Below are 18081 nucleotides of genomic sequence, written 5' to 3' on the forward strand. Positions count from 1 at the left end.
TCAACCACGTAAAGCGGTATGAACAAAAAAATGCAGAGGATGTTGCACGCATACACCAGGCAGGCACGGTGCAAATCGACGAGATGGTCTCATTGCATGCATCAGCACGCAACGAAACCTTCATCTCATATCTTACCTGGATGTACTATTTTTTCTGTAGTGCAGCCGCCCAATCTGACTCTGCTTTTTGTGCCAGTTCCTGCGCTCCTGCGATGTTACCGGCTGGAGAGAGAAGTGATAGGTTTGGATAGACGCCAACGGCATATTGGCCAACGTTGCTAGGTTGGATTGAGATTTGGTCCCAGGCGACCTGGAAGTCAGCAATATAAGGCTTCAGTTCAGCACTTAGCGGTACATTCACCGAGACATCTTGAACCGGTAAGATGCCATTAGTGCCGGCAAATGTTGCATAATTCTGATGATCAGAGAAAAACTGGAGCCCATTTCAAAGCTGCATCCTGGTTCTTAGAGTGCGCAGCGATATACCATTCATCAGCATATTTTCCTTGTAGGTGTAAATTATCACTGGCAGTATCGCTCAGAGGTGTGGGAAAGTAACCCAGTTGTATGCCAGGATTTGTCGACAACGCTGTTGGGGCATCCCATGAGCCTGTTAATAGCATTGCGGTCTGCCCACTGGCAAAGCGACCAAGTGCCGCAGAGCTATCTTCACCAGTAAAGTTGGTTTCCATATAGCTCAAAAACTTCTGCGCATGCTGTAGCAACAGTACCATCTTCGGATCAGTAAATTTCACTGAGCCGGTCCACAAGCCCTTAAGTGTCGCCATTTGATCGGGTTGATAACCTGCCATAATGCTGTAGGCCATCAAGTTCACCGGCCATGCTTCTTTCGCGCCAGTAGTAATTACACTTACGCCATGGGATTTCAGTACATCAGCCACATGCACAAAGTCACTGTACGTTTTAGGTACCTGCAAATTATACTTTGAAAAAATATCTTTGTTGTACATAATGCCCGTATACGCTACCAGGCCACTGGGCACCGAGTATACTTTCCCATTGTACGTCGAGGCATTCTTGATGGCCGATGCATAAAAGTTATTCAAGAAAGGCTGACCAGAAAGATCCTTAATCAGACCAGCATCTACCCATTGTTGCCAGGTTGGTTTTGCGGCACTGGGTGTCCACGATTGAGGCGTTGTAGTGAACCCCCCTCGGTAGACAAGATATCTACATCATTTGCCTGCAAGCGAGTAGGCGCCAGCTGCGAATCGTACGTGTCCGAACTAACGATTGTTGGTTGCACTGTAATATTAGGATACTTCTGGTGGAATGCATTGTCCAGTTTGGTCAATGCTTTGACGGTTGCCGGGTTGTTCCAGGTAATAAGCTTTAAGGTAATATTCGGTTGACTCCCAGTAGTTGAGCCTCCACAGGCCGAAAGCAACACCACCAGAAGCAACATAGAAACAGAAACAAAGGACAACCAGCGCCCACAAGTGCGAGTATGAGTTGATGCATCCTGCGCATTCAACTCGGAAGAAGTGTACCACATTGTTGCTCTTCTCCTGACTGATACACGAGAGAAGCACCAGGAAAAAGAAGCCAACCTAACATTCCTGAGAAAATGGCAGTTGCTTCCTGGTTCTCTTGCTATCAATCCTTAAATAAAAAAAGCTGTTACAAAACAATAAATACGCGGGTAAAGTATCAACATAGCGACAGTGACCTGAAAGGCTATGAACAAAATATAAACAATAATTTCCTAATTGTCAACAATTAATTTTATGATCAGTTAGGCATTACATTTTTACAGACCCAACTCGTCATCCTTTACCTCCGTTCAAATACTCATCGATATCGTTAAGCTCCTAGAGCCAGTACAGCAGAGTAGATAGGCACAAAAGCAGGATCCGAGCAGAGTTTATCATCGGCACTATTGACAACGCAAAACCTGATATGATACATATGTATCAGCTAAATTGTTAGCAATTTATGAATATTTACCGTCAATTGAATTCATGCCTCATAGCAACAGGAGGTGTAGAAACGCTATTTTGCTGTCGCAACCAGTATTTGACATGCAACAGCTTTTTCATGACGTGAATAGCAGTACAGCTATGATGGTTGTACTCCTTTGCTCATCAAAGATTATCCTTGATGAAGGAGAAACCACAATGATGGTGAAATCTCATTGGTCAATGTTGAGTCAGCTGGCTCTGGTATGTGCACTCACCCTCAGTTTTTTTGCCCTTCGGGCTGCTTATGAAGTATCGCCAATTCATGCTGCGAGTGGGACTGCTGTTGGAACTAGCCTGACGGACTATCCACGTGTTATTCGCCTGGCGCATAGTAATAACTCGAGCTTACCAAACGGAACCTTAATTGCGTCAGCTGATACCAACAATGGTCAGGCCTTCCCTGTCTATACAAGCATTAATGGTGGCAGTAGTTGGAACTATCTCAGTACGGTCAGCCCTGCCGATGCCTCCGCAGGCAACTGCTGTGTCGCACTCTTCGAGGTACCTCAGCAGACGGGATCATTGAGCGCCGGGACCCTGCTACTGGCCGGAACTATTGGCACTGGCCTTTCCATTGGTATCTGGTATAGTACAGATCAAGGCAATTCCTGGAATTTTCTGAGCTACGTCGCGACTGGTGGGCAAGGGAGCGGAAAAGGTCTGTGGGAGCCAGATCTCGCAATAGATAATAATGGGAACCTGATATGCTATTTCTCAGATGAGCGCCATCAAGGCGATGGCTATAATCAATTACTTGGACATGTCATATCGACAGATGGTGGCCAGACCTGGGGATCTGAAGTATACGATGTCGCGGTCAATGACAATAATACTCGTCCCGGCATGGCCAGCGTTGTGAAACTACCTGACGGCTCATACATAATGGCATATGAGGTGTGTGGGAATCCTGGTTGCTCGGTTCATGTACGAACGTCCTCTGATGGAGACAACTGGGGAAATGCATCTAATCTTGGTTCTATACCCCAGGCAAGTGATGGTAGCTATTTCACCAGCACGACCGGCCTGGTCTGGAGTCCTGGGGGCGGACCAAATGGTGAATTAATCCTCGTTGGCAAATACCTTAGTAACAGTCCCAATGGAGGAAGTGGTTCGACGCTCTTGACAACCACCGACTTCAGCGGCACCGGAACCTGGTACAAAATGACAGCTCCATTCAATGTCAATATACCAAATAGCGGCGATCATTGTGCCAACTACTCGTCCTCCCTCTTACCTTCTAGCGACGGCAGTAGCTTGCTTGAGTTGGCAGGTCAGTTAACAGCAGATAATAACTGTCAGATTGTTGCAGGTTCGGCCAATGCGGGAGTGCTACCATATAACGATCCCTTCTCCAGTGGCACTGACGCAGGTTGGGTAACCTATGGTGGAAACTGGTCGGTCTCTAATGGCGTCTATAGCGATACCTCATACAGTGGTCAGGGAGACAAAGCTGTCGTTGGTTCCACTGCATGGAGTAACTATACATTGTCTGGTGATGTACAACTCACCGCCAACGATGATGATGCTGGTTTCATAGTTCGCGTCACAGATCCCTCAACCGGCATTGATGCGCTAAGCGGCTATGTCGTTGGCATCAGCAGTGGAGGCTTCTATCTGGGACGTGAGAGCAACGGCAGTTGGACAACGCTGGGCAGTGGAACTATTCCCGGCGGCGTCTCTACCTATACCTGGTATCACCTGAATATTGGTGTACAGGGCTGCACATTGTCAATTGCAGCCTCTGCTGCAGGTTCGTCCGACCAGGGTACCTTGAATTATACTGACAATGGTTGTTCCTCTACAACCGGTCAGATCGGAATACGCACTCACAGTGGAACGGCAAGCTGGCGCAACATTTCTGTGACAGCACAATAAAGGTTAAGCCTGTCCAGAGCGGGCAGGCTTAACCTTCGGCACTGCCACAAAGACTTCTGGTCATAAGACTCCCCGAACTTAAAGCCAGAAAATCAACGCCGGGGCACACTGCGTTCACACGCGATGTGCCCCGGCCTATTTCGGGGCTATATATCGCAAGAAGAGATGAGCGTAACCAGGGCATACATGCATAAAAATTGCTCAGTGCCATCAGCAAGCGCGACTCACACAAACAGGTTTGAAAGGATCATTGGAGGATGAAGGAATTTGTTGATCCCTTTATTGGCGTAGATAATTGGGGGAGTTGTCTATGTGGACCCTATCTACCATTGAGCCTGGTCCGGCCAGGACCTGACACCGCTATTCCACATCCACCCAATGGATATCAGAGCGGGCAGCCTATCATTCGTTTTAGTCATACTCACGTCAGCGGCACAGGTGGCGAAGGGCGCTACGGCAATATTGGCATCCTCCCTTTTATCACTGATGTACATACCGCTCAGAAGGGATACATAGCCCAGCAAGAGCAGGCTGGATCTGGCTACTACCATGTAATGTTAGAACCTGCACATATCAAAGCAGAACTTACTGCCACCTCACATGTTGGTGTTCATCGCTATACATTTCCAGATGGAGCGGAGGCACAGATCTTGCTTGACGCTGGCTCAGTAATTCAAACAAGCAGGGAGGACAGTGCGCATTCGATAAGCGGGCACATCGAATGGATTTCGACGACTGAGATTGTTGGGCGAGCCGATCTCCAGGGTGGTTGGGGTCATCAGTTTCCTTATTCCATTTACTTCTACGCACACTTCGATCAGGAAGCACTCCAACGTACAGCATACAGCCAGGATGATTCAACACAAAATCTATTTGCGGTCGGTCCTAATTGCCAGGCACTGGCCTCTTTTGGTCTGGCACACGAGGTCAATCTTTCTGTAGGCATCTCCTATGTCAGTATTGCTAAGGCACGCGCAAACGTCGAGCAAGAGGTGGGGCAGAAAAGCTTTTCCCAGATCCATGCAGAAGCTGTAGAAATCTGGGAACACGAGCTTTCTCGCATCTGCGTGAGTGGAGGAACAGTTGAGCAAAAAACACTTTTTTACACACTCTTTACCCGCTTGCTCTGTATGCCTGGTGACCTGGGGGTGGATGACGAAAACCCTTCCTGGCACTCTGGTGTACGCCAATTTACGGATTTCTATTGTGTGTGGGATAGCGTTCGCAACGCCAATGCTCTGATCACGCTCTTTCATCCTGATCTAGAGATAGCCTTTCTGAACGCCCTATTGGATATTGCAGAGCATACTGGCTGGCTACCTGATGCCTGGATCGCAGGTCACAGCGCTAAAATACAAGGTGGTAGCTCTGCTGATATTCTATTTTGTGAGGCCGCGCTCAAAGGTTTACAGGGAATTGATTATCAGAAAGCATTGCATTACATGCGCAAAAATAATGAGGTGCAATCTCCAGACCCCCTTTTCTATGGAAGGTATCTGCAAGACTACTCAACCCTGGGATATGTTTCTACCGATGTGCCACTTAGTAGCGTCTCCAAACATCTCGAATATACCTATCAAGATTGGTGCATCGGAACACTGGCCATGTATCTGAAACAATATGAGACGGCTCAAGAATACCATACTTATTCCCAGCGCGTATGGAATCTATGGCGTGATGACCTCCATACATTTGCCCCCAAAAACCATGATGGTTCCTGGGTAGAACCATTTGATCCAACACATAAACATATATTTCAGTGGCTTGATCCTTATTTTTATGAGGGTAATAGCTGGCAATGGTCATTTAATGTTCAGCAAGACTTCGCTGGATTGATTGAACGTCATGGAGGAACCGAAGCGTTTATACAACACCTGGATACTTTTTTTGAGCTCGGCTATTACGCATCGAAAGAGATTATGCTCCATACTCCCTACCTCTATATTTATGCTGGCCGGCCAGACAAAACAGCTGAACGTGTATATACACTCCTCCAACAACACTTCCATGCCACACGTGACGGACTCAGCGATAATGAGGATATGGGTTGTCAAAGCGCATGGTATATGTGTAGTAGTATGGGACTCTATCCCGTGATGGGACAGGATCTTTATCTGCTTACACCTCCTGCCTTTAAACGTATCAAGATTGCACTGGGAAATGAAGGTAGCCATCTCATCATCGAGGCACCTGAAGCTGGCGAAAGGCAACGCTATATTGTAGGGGCGACACTCAATGGCTTGCCACTCCAACGAGCATGGCTGCGCCATCATGAGATTGTACATGGAGGCGTGTTACATTTTACACTGGCTGACCAACCTGGCTCATGGGGTGAGCAAGAGATCCCACCCCTACCTCAAATATTTGCCAGATACTCAAGTACGGCACCACAAACTACATAGGGAGGCGTTGCATAACCTTATGCATTCGTGGTGCGATCATACGGAGGCATAACTGAATTTGAAGAGACTACTTTCATGGGGAGAACAACCTGGCGAGGCGGAGAACCTGCAATCTGCTCAAGGAGCAATTCAATGCCAGTCTCCCCTATCTTTTGAGTTTGCTGTCCCCCATAGGTAAAAAGAGGCGTAAGTTGCAAAGGTGACATCACCGCATCGATACAAACTATTGATAACTGTTCCGGGACAGCAAGCTCAAGGTATAATGCCGCCCGCATGGCCATCTCGGCGAGCAGGCCATTGGTAGCAAAAATGCTGGTTATCTCTGGTTTATTGCGCAGGTATTCCGCAAACTGCTCAACGAGCGATTGCGAGACGGGCTCGTTTTGATACAACAAATGGTATTGCTCTTCTATGTAAATATGTGAACGATCAATGGCGATGCCTGCGTCGGTGAGCGCCAGGGTATACCCCTCAAGACGATCCTCAATACTGGTCGTTCCCTGTGTATTGTAACTAACAGCACAGATATTGCGGTGCCCCGCATTGATCAGTTCGCGTATAACATCGCGAGCACCATTAACATTGTCGCTGTAAACTGCGCCACAATCAACACCACGCAGGTAGCGATCCAGAAGCACCAACGGAAATTTATCAACGATCAGACGTAGCACCTCTATGTTATAGGATTTGCCATCACGAGGAAATAACATGATTCCGCTGACACCGATGGCTCGTACCTGCTGAATAGCCTTTTCTTCGGTGATAGTATCATCGGTCAATTGAAAGAGGAAAGAGTAGCCGGCTTCATGCGCAGCATGCTGACATGCACGCAGGAGCTCCGAGGCATATAAATCGTTGATGGGCTGTATCCAGGCGATCAGGCGTTGGTTATTCCCATTCTGGGAAGCGAGGATGCGGTGAGTTACGATGGTGCCGCTGCGAGGAGAGCGACTGACTAACCCCTCATGCTCAAGCGCTTTAAGCGCAGCACCCCCTGTTGCACGACTTACACCAAAGGTCGTTGCCAATTCCATTTCGGTGGGTAACTTGTCACCTGGACGATAGTGACCTGAAAAGATATGCCGACGTAATTGATCGTAAATAACCCGGTAGCTTGTGTTCTTCTTTGCCATTATAATCCTGAGCAATATTGCAACAACTATTGAGCCACTTGTTAGCAAATCAAGAGAAAATATTGTTATCAATAGGGATTTATGGTGATCATAACATGAAGAATGGTACCTGTCAACGAGCCTGGCATAAGGGTTCAGGACGCATAACAGGCTTACTCAGCTAGAATGTCGTCTCGTATCATTTGCGGAAACTGCGAGAACAACATCTGGTCAAAGAGCGGCGCAGCAGCGCTGATGAGCGATCACTGTACTATAGCCTTGATCTCGAAGCACTGCGTGCGCTCTATCTGAGCGCAGGCAACGTCTTACATCCAGCGATTGGGAGCCTGGAGGTGCCATCTGATCCGCAGCAGTGGCCAATCCCGCAACGACCACTGCGTGTTCTGTTCCTCTGTACCCATAATAGCGCACGTTCCTTACTGGCTGAAGCCCTCTTGCGGCAGATGAGCGCTGGGCGGGTCGAGGTCGCCAGTGCAGGAACCCGGCCCACCGGTGTCCATCCCTCTACCATTCAGGTGTTAGCGTCCCTAGATGTTGATCATACCCACCTCCGTTCCAAGCATATTGATGAACTGAGCGATCTGCATTTTGACTATGTCATTACGGTTTGTGATCGTGTGCGTGAGTCCTGCCCCGCCTGGCCGGTTGAAGCTGAGGTCATTCATTGGAGCTTTCCCGATCCCGTCCAGGGAGAAGGGTCAGAAGAGGAACGCTATCAGGCCTTTGAACGAACAGCTACCCAGCTCACCACCCGGATTCGCTACTTTTTGACACTCGTCGAACGTCGCTATCAACACAAAACGCTGACAGTGTAGGGCAACGCATGGCTTAACACCCATTGCCTGACGTCGTATCACGTTTATCCTCCAGTGAAAGGACAGCTTCAATTATGCACCTGGTAATCATCGGAGGAAGCGATGCTGGCATTAGTGCTGCGCTTCGCGCGCGAGAGATAGAGCCATCCATGGAAGTAAGCCTGGTGGTTGCTGATGCGTTCCCCAACTATAGCATTTGTGAGGACAAAAAAGGAAAATGTTGGTGAGGCAATGCGATAAGTAGCGGGATCTCACACCACAGCCTGGGTGTGGCTTCGAGTAGGTAGAACCTGGCCGTATCCGAGATATTGCTGTGATAGTAAAAGATTAGGAGAAGGTGCCATAATGACAGTACGGCCCGGTGGAAAGAAAAGATACAGCGATGCAGTTGAGCGAAAAAACGTATAGAGCTCAGCTTCCCGATAGGCAAGGGATTTGACAGACGGTCAATTAACAGGCTTCATTGGTAACCATATGTAGAAGCATGATCCTTTTGTGAGTTGACTATCAACGGTGATATCGCCACTGTGCGCGCTAGCGATGAGGCGGGAAACGAAGAGGTCTAGCCCGGCACCATGCTTACTGCGGGAGTTTGGCTGCTGTGCACGGTAATAGTGTTCAAAGATATGTGGTATATCCTTGGGCGCGATACCTGGACCTGTATCACAGATATGAATCGTAGCCCATGAGGTGCACCGATTACACTACTCGCTATCTATACTGTGAGGAGGATCCTGGTGCATGGTTAATTCCACGAAGATATGTCCCCCGGGCAGTGTATATTGCAACGCATTATCACAGATATTCAAAATCATATGTTTGAGCAGATCTCTGTCGCCCCGTACGCTGAGTTGCTCTAGCTGCCCCATTTCCAGCATAACGGGCTGTTTATCACCTTGCAGTTGTCGTAAGATCTCGATCAAGAGCGTATCTAGTTCTACAACCTGTACATGCTTCTCGTCCAGCGCAGGTACAATGCCCACTTCAGCCCTGGCCATCAGCAGTAAATTTGTTAGCAGCCATGAGACACGCCGGAGCTCTATGTTAATCTCTTGTACATCTTGATGAGCGGTGCCCTGAAGATCGGGGTCCATCAAAAGGATATCTATCTGTCCGCGAATGGCTGTCAGGGGGGTGCGCAACTCGTGTGAGATATCGGCAACAAATCGGTGCTGGAGTTGAAAGCTTTTCTCTAATCTCTCTGTCATGTGATTGAAGGCATAGGTCAATTGTTGTATTTCAGTGGCCGATGATGTAGGAGCAAGGCGCACACCGAGACTGTCCACGCTGAAATCGAGCATGGTTGAGCTTAAATTACTTAATGGGCGTAGCTCTCGATTGGCAACGAGAGAGCCGATGACGTAGGCCAACAAGGCCGCGACGAGCATTCCCGCAGCCAGAAATAAGAGAAGAACGCGTTGCATTTCATTGATCGATGCCCGTGAGCCACCAATCTGGGCAATCGCAATAATGGCATGGGCGTGATCACGTATCGGAAAAGTCAGGGTACGCACCTGCAGGGTTCCATCTTGCTGGTACGTACGAAATACATTCTGCCCCTGTTGAATCGTTTCCGTATCGGTCTGATCGAGGGTAAAACTTTCGCTTTTCAGATTAGATGAATGGTAGAGCGTCTTCCCCGTGTGGATGTCGATAAACTTGATATATGACGGATTGTCGGCTGTGAATTCATTTCCAGACTCCCCCTGTAGCATCTGATTGAAAAATTGGGCATCGAACTGGTGCCCCGACGCGAACCACGAGAATGTCGCCATCTGCATCTTTTCGCTCTGTAGCGACAGACGATTATCCAGACTGGCCTCCAGATGCCGCGATAGCAATACCAAGCGCCAACCAGAAGTTAGCCCGGTCGCTACCAAGCACGATGTCGCGAATGTTGTTCTGAAAATGAACGATGAGCACCAGGGACACATGGATAATGATGAAGCCGATAAAGGCCAGCAAGCTCAAGAAATGCAGGCTACGTCCAACCTGCCGTCCCCGAAGATCTTGATGTACCAGGGGAAGCGGGCGGCCACCGCCGGCGACATCGTCGCCCCCGTCAGCAGCATAAACGGAGCAAGCAAAAAGACGACACCAGCGTAAGCCAGCTGCTGCAGCGGATCATAAGGATGAAATTCGCTGGCGGGCGGGATATGCAACGTGATATAGGTCAGAAAGGTGTGAAAGGCTGCCGGCACAATCGACCACGAGGTCGGAATGAGACGCGCCCACTCACCGGTGGCAAAGAGCAGCACCACATAAATCAGCCCATTAAGTATCCAGAAGATAACGGAGAAGAAATGCCAGTGCCGACCAATGCCTAGATTTTTTCCTCCAGGCAGGGCCAGCCAGGGTGAGGCCGGAACCTCGTCATCCAACGAAGTATAGACGACATCCTTATTCACCGGCACATTCTTTCTCGTGAACCTGATCCATTCCTTGCCGAGCGTACTATTGTCATTCCAGTAGAGCTTGAGGAGGTGAATCGCGCCCGGGCCAGAGGTAGCCAGGCAGACGCCGACCTCATCAGTAAACTTGGCATGCGCGGTCGCCATAAAGGCCGCCATCTCTTCGTGGCGCACCTGAACAAATTCAAAAAGATCCTGATGACGCTCTAGTCCACCCAGGATGCCATTGATACCATCACCAGGATAACCATAAATACGCCTGACACCCCATTCCGAGAGACGTTCTAGTAGAAAGTCGCTGACTTTTGTACTCATTTCTTGTTCTTCCTTCTCCGGCTAATTATAGAACTCTACAGCATAAACAGGCTCCGGGCCTGCATTAATATCTATAAATTGTTGGCTTCTCGTTACGCTGATGTGAATAGTGTAGATTCTTTTGGTTATAACTTGGTAAAAATTCTTGCAGCGGCACTATGAGCGGGGATTGAGTGGAAGCAATGGATATTTTCGCGTTCATCTTTTTTTACTATTTCCTTACCATCGCCAGTTACACTTTGCATAAGCCACTTACTATCGTAGCGATACGAGGAGGTGAATTGGGCGAAATCACAAAGCAATCAGTCAGGCTGGCCCGCTGTAAAAGCTCTTGTACAAGCAATACGTGCGTTTATAACTTCTTTTACATAATAAATATATGCTGAAAAAATGAAAGGATACTCATATGGGACAGATCGATCAGAAGATCGCCATTGTTACCGGATCCGATAGTGGCATTGGCAGTGCCATCGCTATTCAGTTTGCGAACGAAGGCGCGACCTTCTTTATCGAAGGTGGGCTCCCACGTACTACCGCTGGATTATAGGGGATAGATATATGTCAGAAACACAAAAATATCTCCCGATTGAGGATTACGCGCTCATAGGCAATCTGCACACCGTAGCGCTGGTGGGTAAGAATGGCTCCATTGACTGGTGCTGCCTGCCTCGCTTTGACTCACCAAGCATCTTTGGCGCGCTTCTGGATGCGGATAAGGCCGGTTTTTTCCGTATCGCCCCAACCGACAGAGGTTGGTACACCTGCTCATGACCACAAATTGATCCGATCTGTGACGATGGTACAGCGTTCGGCCCTGGTCCTGAAATTGCTCACCTATGCACCAAGCGGAGCGATTGTGGCGGCGGCCACCACGAGCTTACCAGAATCAATTGGAGGAGAGCGCAACTGGGACTATCGCTATACCTGGATACGAGACGCATCATTCTCGCTCTATAGCCTGCTCTCACTTGGACTGACGCAGGAAGCCGAAGCGTTTATGGGGTGGCTGGATGAACGCTGCCATCAATTGAATGACAGCGGCACGCTACAGCCAATGTACGGCATCGATGGACAGCAGAAACTGACCGAGATCACCCTCGATCACTTAGAGGGATACCGGCAGAGCCGTCCCGTGCGCATTGGCAATGGGGCATATGAACAAACGCAGCTGGACATCTACGGCGAGATGATGGATGCTATTTTCATCTTCAATAAGTACGAGGCGATCAGCTATGATCTGTGGCTCAATGTGCGCCGTCTTCTGGACTGGCTGGCAGACCACTGGCAGGAGCCTGACGAGGGGATCTGGGAGATACGCGGAGGTCCAAAGCACTTCCTGCACTCACGCATGATGAGCTGGGTAGCCTTTGACCGCGCCATCCGTATCACGCGCGATCGCGGCTGGCCCGCCCCGACCGAGAAATGGGTGGAGATCCGCTCTCAGATCTATGAGCAGATCATGGACAAGGCATGGAACGAGAAAGAGCAAAGCTTCGTGCAATATTATGGAAGCGATGCCATCGATGCCAGCGCCCTACTGCTGATGATCACGAATTTTACCGGCACTAGAGAGCCGCGCATGCTCTCCACCGTGGAGCGCATCAAGCGCCAGTTGAGCGCCGGCGCCCTGGTGAAGCGCTACACACAGGGTGCGGCGGATGACGGATTAGAAGGGCACGAAGGAACCTTTAGCGCATGCCAGCTTCTGGCTGGTAGAAGACCTGGCGCGCGCGGGCAAACTTGACGAGGCACGCCTGCGGTTAGAAAAGCTGCTCTCATACAGCAATCACGTTGGCCTGTATGCCGAGGAGATCAGTCCGGCAGGCGTGGCCCTGGGCAACTATCCCCAGGCCTTCACCCATTTCGCACTCATTACCGCCTGCTACCACCTGGATAAAGCTCTAAATATTCATCGCGGACATGCGCGCCCGACATCAGACAACCTTTATGACTAAAGCTTCAAGGACTTGAAGCAAACATCATAAGTGCTGAGCTTGCCTCAGCTTAGAGGGTAGAGGAAAAACAGAATGCCAGTCGAAATACGAGTAGGTCCACCTACGATCACCATCAGCCAGGGCCGTACCTTTATGGTCACGACACAGGCGGGAGAGATCATTTCAAATACTGATCAGGGAGTGTACGCCATCGATACACGCTTCCTGAGCTTTTATCGCCTGTATATCAACCAGGTACCGTTACAGGTCATTAATTCAAGCCAGCTTACGTTCTATGCCGCGCGCTATCACCTGACCAATCCACACATCGAAACAGAAGATGGAGTCATTGATGAACAAACCCTGCGCGTCACAATTAATCGTGTCGTGCACGAAGGGATTCATGAAGATATAGACATTGCTAACTACACGGGCAAATCCATCCACTTCTTGCTCGAGCTATCAATGCGTTCCGACTTCGCCGATCTCTTCGAGGTGAAGTCAAAACATATCGTCCAACGAGGCCAGGAACAGACGCAATGGGATGCCCAAAACAGGCAACTCTACACGACCTATGATAACAAGGACTTTCATCGTGCGATACGCTATTGTATTCTCAATGAGGTGGCGGTGGGCTATGCGAATGGACGTCTCCGCATTGAGATAGCCCTGGCACCCAATCAACACTGGCATACCTGTTGCGAGATAAGGCTTGAGCATGGGCAACACGTGAAAAAGCCTGCGCCAGAATCATGCAGCCAGCCATCTGAGGACATGAATGCAACGAAAGCACTTCTGACATCAGGACGAGAACAAAGCAACGATTTTGAGCAGCGACAGGAGCGTTGGCAGGCACACTGCACAGGTATCACGACTTCAAATCACCATATCTATCGTGTGTATCAACAGGCGGTAGAAGATATGGGTGCGCTGCGTATCTATGATATGGATGTCTCCGACGAGGCATAGATACCCGCAGCAGGCGTGCCCTGGTTTGTCACCCTCTTTGGCCGTGATAGCCTGACCGTCTCGTATCAAAATATGGCTGTGGCGGAAGGATTTGCGCGCGGCGCCCTGAAACGGCTAGCGGAACATCAGGCGCAGGAGCGCGATGATCAGCGTGACGCCCAGCCGGGCAAGATCATGCATGAGATCCGCTTTGGCGAGTTAGCGTTAGCGCATTTCCACAAAGTACCATTTACACCATTCTACGCCACCGCCGATGCCACCATCCTCTATCTGATCGTCCTGTCTGAAACCTATCGCTGGACAGGGAATGTTGAACTGCTCAAAGAATATCGCGCAGTGGCCGAGAAATGTCTGCACTGGATCGACCACTACGGCGACATTGACGGCGACGGTTTTCAGGAATACAAAAGCTTCTCACCATACCACTATGACAATGTCGGCTGGAAAGATGCGGGCGATGCCGTTGTCTACGCTGATGGCACACCTGTCAAGCAGCCCAAGGGGCTCTGCGAGTTGCAGGGCTACGTCTATGACGCCAAAACGCGCATGGCTGAAGTTTTCACGGCCCTCGGCGAGCAAGAACAGGCGCAGGCGCTGCAGCAACAGGCGCAAACACTCAAGCAGCGCTTCAACCAGAAGTTCTGGATGGAGGACGAGGGCTGCTTCGCCTTTGGGCTTGATCCTGATAAAAAGCAGATTACCTCGGTCGCCTCCAACGCTGGTCAATGTCTCTGGAGTGGCATCGCCGATCAGGATAAGGCCGAGCGCACCGCGCGGCGGCTTTTGCAGGAAGATATGTGGAGTGGCTGGGGCATTCGCACGCTCTCGCGCAACAATGCTGCGTACAACCCCTTTGCCTATCAGCGCGGCCCCATCTGGCCCCAGGACAACGGGATCATCGCCGACGGCTTCAAGCGCTATGGGCTGGCGCAGGAAGCCAATCGGATCATCCGCGGCATCTTTGATGCCATCGAACGCTTTGATGCCTACCGGCCACCAGAGGTTTTCGCGGGCGTGCAGCGTGCTGGCGAGGTAGACTTTCCCATTCTCTATCCGGCGGGCGCCAACATCCCACAGGCCTGGGCCACCGGCAGCATCTTCCATATGTTGCGTACCATCCTGGGGCTACGCGCTGACGCACCGCACAAACGCCTCTACGTTCATCCCACGCTCCCCAACTGGTTGCCCGACATCACGCTCCACCACCTCCGTGTTGGATCTTGCTCCATCACCCTGCGTTTCTGGCAACAGGGCGATCAATCCCACTGGGAAGTACTGGAGATGCAGGCCAATCGAGGCACCGCGCAACAGGACATGATCCAGGTCATGGATGAGGAAGGTTAACACATCAATCAAAGTTCAGCGTTTCACCGTACTGCGGAATCACAAGCTGTGTGTCACGAATGCCCTGCTCGCTGGCGAATGTACGCAGGTCGGTACGCTAAATAGTGGCGTGATCGACCGCGTTCATGTGCATTGCCACCACCACACTTTCCGGGGCAGCCTGGCAAACGGCGACCGTCTGTGCGGCAACCATCACGATGTAACCTTTTTGCTGCCAGATTGCGCCACAGGAGTGCGTAACGATGACATTGGGGCGCACACGCTCAATGGTTTTATTGACCCCTGCGTACCAGATCGTATCTCCAGGTGAAAGAAAGAGGAAATATGAAAGGGAAAATTCGCTCAAGAGGCAGAAGAAGAACTCACTTGAAGAAAGGCAAGGAGGAAATTTTCTGGTGAGGCAATGCGGACGCGATTGCCGCGTACGATCAAGCGATCTGCCTAGACCCCTACGATTTGTTTTTGTACCAAGACAAAGCCAGACTGCTGGCACAAGTAGGTCGTGACGAAGATGCCCTGGAGACCTACGATCAATTTATCGAGCGCACTCCCTCGAGCTTCGAGGGATATCAGTGGAAGCTCTTCTTCCTTTCAGACCACAAACGATATGCAGACGGATTAGCAGCATGCGAGCGGTGTATCGCGCTTTATCCCCAATGGGCAGAGGGATATGAGGGGCAAGGTCGCATGTTGAGTTATTTGGGCCGCTATGATGAGGCCCTGGCCGCCTATGAGCAAGCGCTACGATTAGATCCTCAAGATGAGGATCTCTATCTCGCTCAAGCCCGTGTCCTCGTCTGCCTGAAACGCTATGATGAGGCATTGACCACCTGCCAACAGGCCCAAGAGCTCTCCCCCGCCAAACCATCTGTTTATAAAGAGAAAGGCGACATCCAGACCTTACAGCAACGGTACGAAGGCGCGCTCGCTGCCTATCAAAAAGCGGCCCAGCTTGATCCGAAGGATGTCCTGGTACATGAAAAGATCGGCGATACCTTCTGCGAGCTTGAGCAGTTCGCCGAGGCCGCCAAAGCGTACGCTCGTGCCCTTCACCTCAATCCAGATTTTATCAGGGTGTATAGTGCTCAAGCCCACGCCTTCAAGAAATTGGGGCGGTATGAACAGGCACTCTCTGTCTATAATAAAGCGCTGAAGCGGAGCCCGAAAAATCCCTCGCTACTCGTCGGCAGAGCCGGTGTGTTGAAGAAATTGCTCAGGTATGAGGAGGCCAATGACGATTATTCACGAGCAGAGCTTCTTAAGCCCGAATCTTTGTATGCTGTCATTTGCATCTTAGGAAAAGTCGACATCAAGCAGGTGGCCGAAGCAAAGACACGACTGCAAATGGCAGGCAAAGAGCTCAGCGATGAGGCAATAGGTGCCGAGATCAAACAGATGCACCAGGAAAAAGAGGATGCAGAGTTGAAAGCCTCATTGCGCGCATCTCCTCTTTTTCAGCCCATCTGTTTATTGATGCAAGAGAAACGAGAGTGGTCTGGAACAGCCAAACAGTTCAAGGAGCTCCTTTCTAACCAGTTCCCCGATGCGTTTGCGAAGTGGTATCGGGCGCCATCCAAATTTGTTGATGAGCTAAAAAGGATCACCCCCGAGCTTCAGCATGAAGGCGTCGAGATCTGTGTCCCTTCTGGGGCCGCGCTGATTACGCTGGAGAAAAGAAAGACGAATCACACCGTGTAAAGCGTGATACATGAAAGCATATGGCCTTTGCTTCACTTTACGGCATCGAGCACGTGATGCAACATAGAAAAACAGAAATTGTTACAGGCAACTATCTCGACAAGATGGGAAAAAGCGAGGGCGCTATTGTGCTGAGTTGGAAACAAAGAGAACAGAACGCAATAGGTAGGTCTTTCCTGTAAAGCATCTTATATATCCCATAAATAATAAACATCTTTTCACTACTAAATAAGCATCGGAACTTGACATACTCGTCAACATTCGGTATCCTTCGAGAAGAACACAGATCATGGAGCAGGCGCAATGAGAACACAATCGGTCGATACATCTCCCGAGTTCGAACGGATACAGATTGCTCGCATCCGTGCCTTTTCTGTTGCCAAAAAGTTCACGTCGATCCGCAGTTGGACACAATCTATGGCGTATGCCAACCTTGAGACAACACCCGGATCATCTCCACAGGACCGTGCAATGGAATTCGTCGCCCGCGAATACGGAAGTCACCTGGCACACCTCTTTGCTCATGCGATTGAAACACAGCATCCCTGGAACCTCCAAGCTCCAGACATTCAGGAAGCCACCCTCCCGATCATCAAGATCGCGGAACAGATCGGCATCCCTATCCTTATCATGGGTTCCATGGCAAGCTCAATCTACGGCTTCCCTAGATCCATACAGGATGTTGACTTTCTAGCCAATTTCAATGAGGACCACATTGCATTCCTCTGTGACCATCTGAAGCACACCTATGCCTTCGATCCAGACGAGATCACCCTTGCTCTCCTCCAACGGGAATCTTTCAGCGTTCTGCATCGCTCACGTCTCATAAAAATCGACGTCATCCTTCCCTCTACTGCACTTGAAAAAGAGGCCCTGGAGCGTCGACAACCCCATATGCTCATCGAAGGAAGCGCCCCACTGTTTCTCCCATCGCCTGAAGACATGACACTGCTGAATCTCATTGATTATCAGAGACAGGAGAATGCCGCCGATGATCGATGGAACGATATATTGGGTCTCCTCAAGGTACAAGCACCGACAATAAATGTCACCTCTTTATGCCAACGGGCCGCAATGCTCGGTATTGCAGCACTCTTATCACAGGCACTCATCGACGCCGGCATTCATAGCGAAACACCAGTATCGTGATCTGGCATAACAGTATACACATTCAGGCACGGTCCCATACACAGTTGAATAGTT

19 protein-coding genes and 1 pseudogene are annotated in these 18081 nt (G+C 50.1%); 10 read left to right on the plus strand and 10 right to left on the minus strand.

Annotated features, from left to right (window positions below; genetic code table 11):
- Positions 1–145: 145 nt before the first annotated feature.
- From EL645_RS04235 to EL645_RS04245, 3 genes are all read right to left on the minus strand, one after another.
- Positions 146–361 (minus strand): hypothetical protein, encoded by a 216-nt coding sequence (locus tag EL645_RS04235; protein ID WP_126548866.1) that lies wholly within the window; start codon positions 359–361, stop codon positions 146–148.
- Between the two features lie 61 nt (positions 362–422).
- Positions 423–1097: an ABC transporter substrate-binding protein gene (locus tag EL645_RS04240; RefSeq protein WP_126548867.1), complete on the minus strand. Its 675-nt coding sequence runs from the start codon at positions 1095–1097 to the stop codon at positions 423–425.
- A gap of 8 nt (positions 1098–1105) precedes the next feature.
- A complete protein-coding gene (locus EL645_RS04245; RefSeq protein WP_126548868.1) occupies positions 1106–1516 on the minus strand; it encodes a type 2 periplasmic-binding domain-containing protein in 411 nt (136 codons plus the stop codon).
- A 622-nt stretch (positions 1517–2138) separates the two neighbouring features.
- Here EL645_RS04245 and EL645_RS04250 point away from each other — a divergent pair.
- Both EL645_RS04250 and EL645_RS04255 read left to right on the plus strand, forming a co-directional pair.
- Positions 2139–3857: a 3-keto-alpha-glucoside-1,2-lyase-like domain-containing protein gene (locus EL645_RS04250; RefSeq protein WP_161977099.1), complete on the plus strand. Its 1719-nt coding sequence runs from the start codon at positions 2139–2141 to the stop codon at positions 3855–3857.
- Positions 3858–4114: 257 nt separating this feature from the next.
- Positions 4115–6259 carry a GH92 family glycosyl hydrolase gene (locus tag EL645_RS04255; RefSeq protein WP_126548870.1) on the plus strand — a complete coding sequence of 715 codons (2145 nt, stop codon included), beginning with the start codon at positions 4115–4117 and terminating at the stop codon, positions 6257–6259.
- A gap of 17 nt (positions 6260–6276) precedes the next feature.
- Here the strand turns inward: EL645_RS04255 and EL645_RS04260 are convergent, their stop codons facing one another.
- Complete coding sequence (locus EL645_RS04260; protein WP_126548871.1) at positions 6277–7392, minus strand: GntR family transcriptional regulator; 1116 nt, start codon at positions 7390–7392, stop codon at positions 6277–6279.
- A 182-nt stretch (positions 7393–7574) separates the two neighbouring features.
- On the opposite strand from EL645_RS04260, the gene EL645_RS04265 reads away from it, so the two are divergent.
- A complete protein-coding gene (locus EL645_RS04265) occupies positions 7575–8207 on the plus strand; it encodes an arsenate reductase ArsC (RefSeq protein ID WP_126548872.1) in 633 nt (210 codons plus the stop codon).
- Between the two features lie 446 nt (positions 8208–8653).
- Here the strand turns inward: EL645_RS04265 and EL645_RS45250 are convergent, their stop codons facing one another.
- The 5 genes and pseudogenes from EL645_RS45250 to EL645_RS45260 form a co-directional block, all read right to left on the minus strand.
- Positions 8654–8884 (minus strand): ATP-binding protein, encoded by a 231-nt coding sequence (locus EL645_RS45250; RefSeq protein ID WP_126554023.1) that lies wholly within the window; start codon positions 8882–8884, stop codon positions 8654–8656.
- Positions 8885–8911: 27 nt separating this feature from the next.
- On the minus strand, positions 8912–9982 hold the full coding sequence (locus tag EL645_RS04275) for a histidine kinase dimerization/phospho-acceptor domain-containing protein (protein WP_161977100.1): 1071 nt from the start codon (positions 9980–9982) through the stop codon (positions 8912–8914).
- 31 nt (positions 9983–10013) lie between these two features.
- Entirely contained in the window at positions 10014–10178 is a 165-nt protein-coding gene (locus tag EL645_RS39060; protein WP_161977101.1) for a hypothetical protein, read from the minus strand.
- Positions 10175–10621 (minus strand): cytochrome b/b6 domain-containing protein, encoded by a 447-nt coding sequence (locus tag EL645_RS45255; RefSeq protein ID WP_371865719.1) that lies wholly within the window; start codon positions 10619–10621, stop codon positions 10175–10177. The genes EL645_RS39060 and EL645_RS45255 overlap by 4 nt, the downstream gene beginning before the upstream one ends.
- A 63-nt stretch (positions 10622–10684) precedes the next feature.
- A pseudogene (locus tag EL645_RS45260) lies at positions 10685–10933 on the minus strand (thiamine pyrophosphate-binding protein); the annotation flags it as partial.
- Positions 10934–11339: 406 nt separating this feature from the next.
- Between EL645_RS45260 and EL645_RS40655 the strand changes: the two are divergent.
- The 5 genes from EL645_RS40655 (at position 11340) to EL645_RS40665 (ending at position 15180) form a co-directional block, all read left to right on the plus strand.
- On the plus strand, positions 11340–11480 hold the full coding sequence (locus EL645_RS40655) for a hypothetical protein (protein ID WP_218031729.1): 141 nt from the start codon (positions 11340–11342) through the stop codon (positions 11478–11480).
- A gap of 11 nt (positions 11481–11491) precedes the next feature.
- Complete coding sequence (locus tag EL645_RS46210) at positions 11492–11704, plus strand: trehalase-like domain-containing protein (protein WP_246035276.1); 213 nt, start codon at positions 11492–11494, stop codon at positions 11702–11704.
- 25 nt (positions 11705–11729) lie between these two features.
- Positions 11730–12677, plus strand: a complete 948-nt coding sequence (locus EL645_RS04290) for a glycoside hydrolase family 15 protein (RefSeq protein ID WP_246035515.1) — start codon at positions 11730–11732, stop codon at positions 12675–12677.
- Between the two features lie 283 nt (positions 12678–12960).
- Complete coding sequence (locus tag EL645_RS40660) at positions 12961–13836, plus strand: glycogen debranching N-terminal domain-containing protein (RefSeq protein WP_218031730.1); 876 nt, start codon at positions 12961–12963, stop codon at positions 13834–13836.
- A gap of 15 nt (positions 13837–13851) precedes the next feature.
- Positions 13852–15180: an amylo-alpha-1,6-glucosidase gene (locus EL645_RS40665; protein ID WP_218031731.1), complete on the plus strand. Its 1329-nt coding sequence runs from the start codon at positions 13852–13854 to the stop codon at positions 15178–15180.
- Positions 15181–15277: 97 nt separating this feature from the next.
- On the opposite strand, the gene EL645_RS04300 is transcribed toward EL645_RS40665, so the two are convergent.
- A complete protein-coding gene (locus tag EL645_RS04300; RefSeq protein WP_126548875.1) occupies positions 15278–15526 on the minus strand; it encodes a hypothetical protein in 249 nt (82 codons plus the stop codon).
- A 116-nt stretch (positions 15527–15642) separates the two neighbouring features.
- On the opposite strand from EL645_RS04300, the gene EL645_RS04305 reads away from it, so the two are divergent.
- Positions 15643–16878, plus strand: coding sequence for a tetratricopeptide repeat protein (locus tag EL645_RS04305; RefSeq protein WP_161977102.1), 1236 nt, complete (start codon positions 15643–15645; stop codon positions 16876–16878).
- Positions 16879–17181: 303 nt separating this feature from the next.
- Positions 17182–18027, plus strand: a complete 846-nt coding sequence (locus EL645_RS04310) for a ferredoxin reductase domain-containing protein (RefSeq protein ID WP_126548877.1) — start codon at positions 17182–17184, stop codon at positions 18025–18027.
- Positions 18028–18081 lie beyond the last annotated feature (54 nt).

Source organism: Dictyobacter kobayashii (genome assembly GCF_003967555.1).
Taxonomy (GTDB): Bacteria; Chloroflexota; Ktedonobacteria; order Ktedonobacterales; family Ktedonobacteraceae; genus Dictyobacter; species Dictyobacter kobayashii.

Coding starts and splice junctions, on each gene's coding strand:
- EL645_RS04245 (WP_126548868.1), bottom strand. CDS start 1,516: ATGTGGTACACTTCTTCCGAGTTGAATGCGCAGGATGCATCAACTCAT.
- EL645_RS04275 (WP_161977100.1), bottom strand. CDS start 9,982: ATGGCGACATTCTCGTGGTTCGCGTCGGGGCACCAGTTCGATGCCCAA.
- EL645_RS40660 (WP_218031730.1), top strand. CDS start 12,961: ATGCCAGTCGAAATACGAGTAGGTCCACCTACGATCACCATCAGCCAG.
- EL645_RS46210 (WP_246035276.1), top strand. CDS start 11,492: ATGTCAGAAACACAAAAATATCTCCCGATTGAGGATTACGCGCTCATA.
- EL645_RS40655 (WP_218031729.1), top strand. CDS start 11,340: ATGGGACAGATCGATCAGAAGATCGCCATTGTTACCGGATCCGATAGT.
- EL645_RS04255 (WP_126548870.1), top strand. CDS start 4,115: ATGAAGGAATTTGTTGATCCCTTTATTGGCGTAGATAATTGGGGGAGT.
- EL645_RS04250 (WP_161977099.1), top strand. CDS start 2,139: ATGATGGTGAAATCTCATTGGTCAATGTTGAGTCAGCTGGCTCTGGTA.
- EL645_RS04260 (WP_126548871.1), bottom strand. CDS start 7,392: ATGGCAAAGAAGAACACAAGCTACCGGGTTATTTACGATCAATTACGT.
- EL645_RS04290 (WP_246035515.1), top strand. CDS start 11,730: ATGGTACAGCGTTCGGCCCTGGTCCTGAAATTGCTCACCTATGCACCA.
- EL645_RS04310 (WP_126548877.1), top strand. CDS start 17,182: ATGAGAACACAATCGGTCGATACATCTCCCGAGTTCGAACGGATACAG.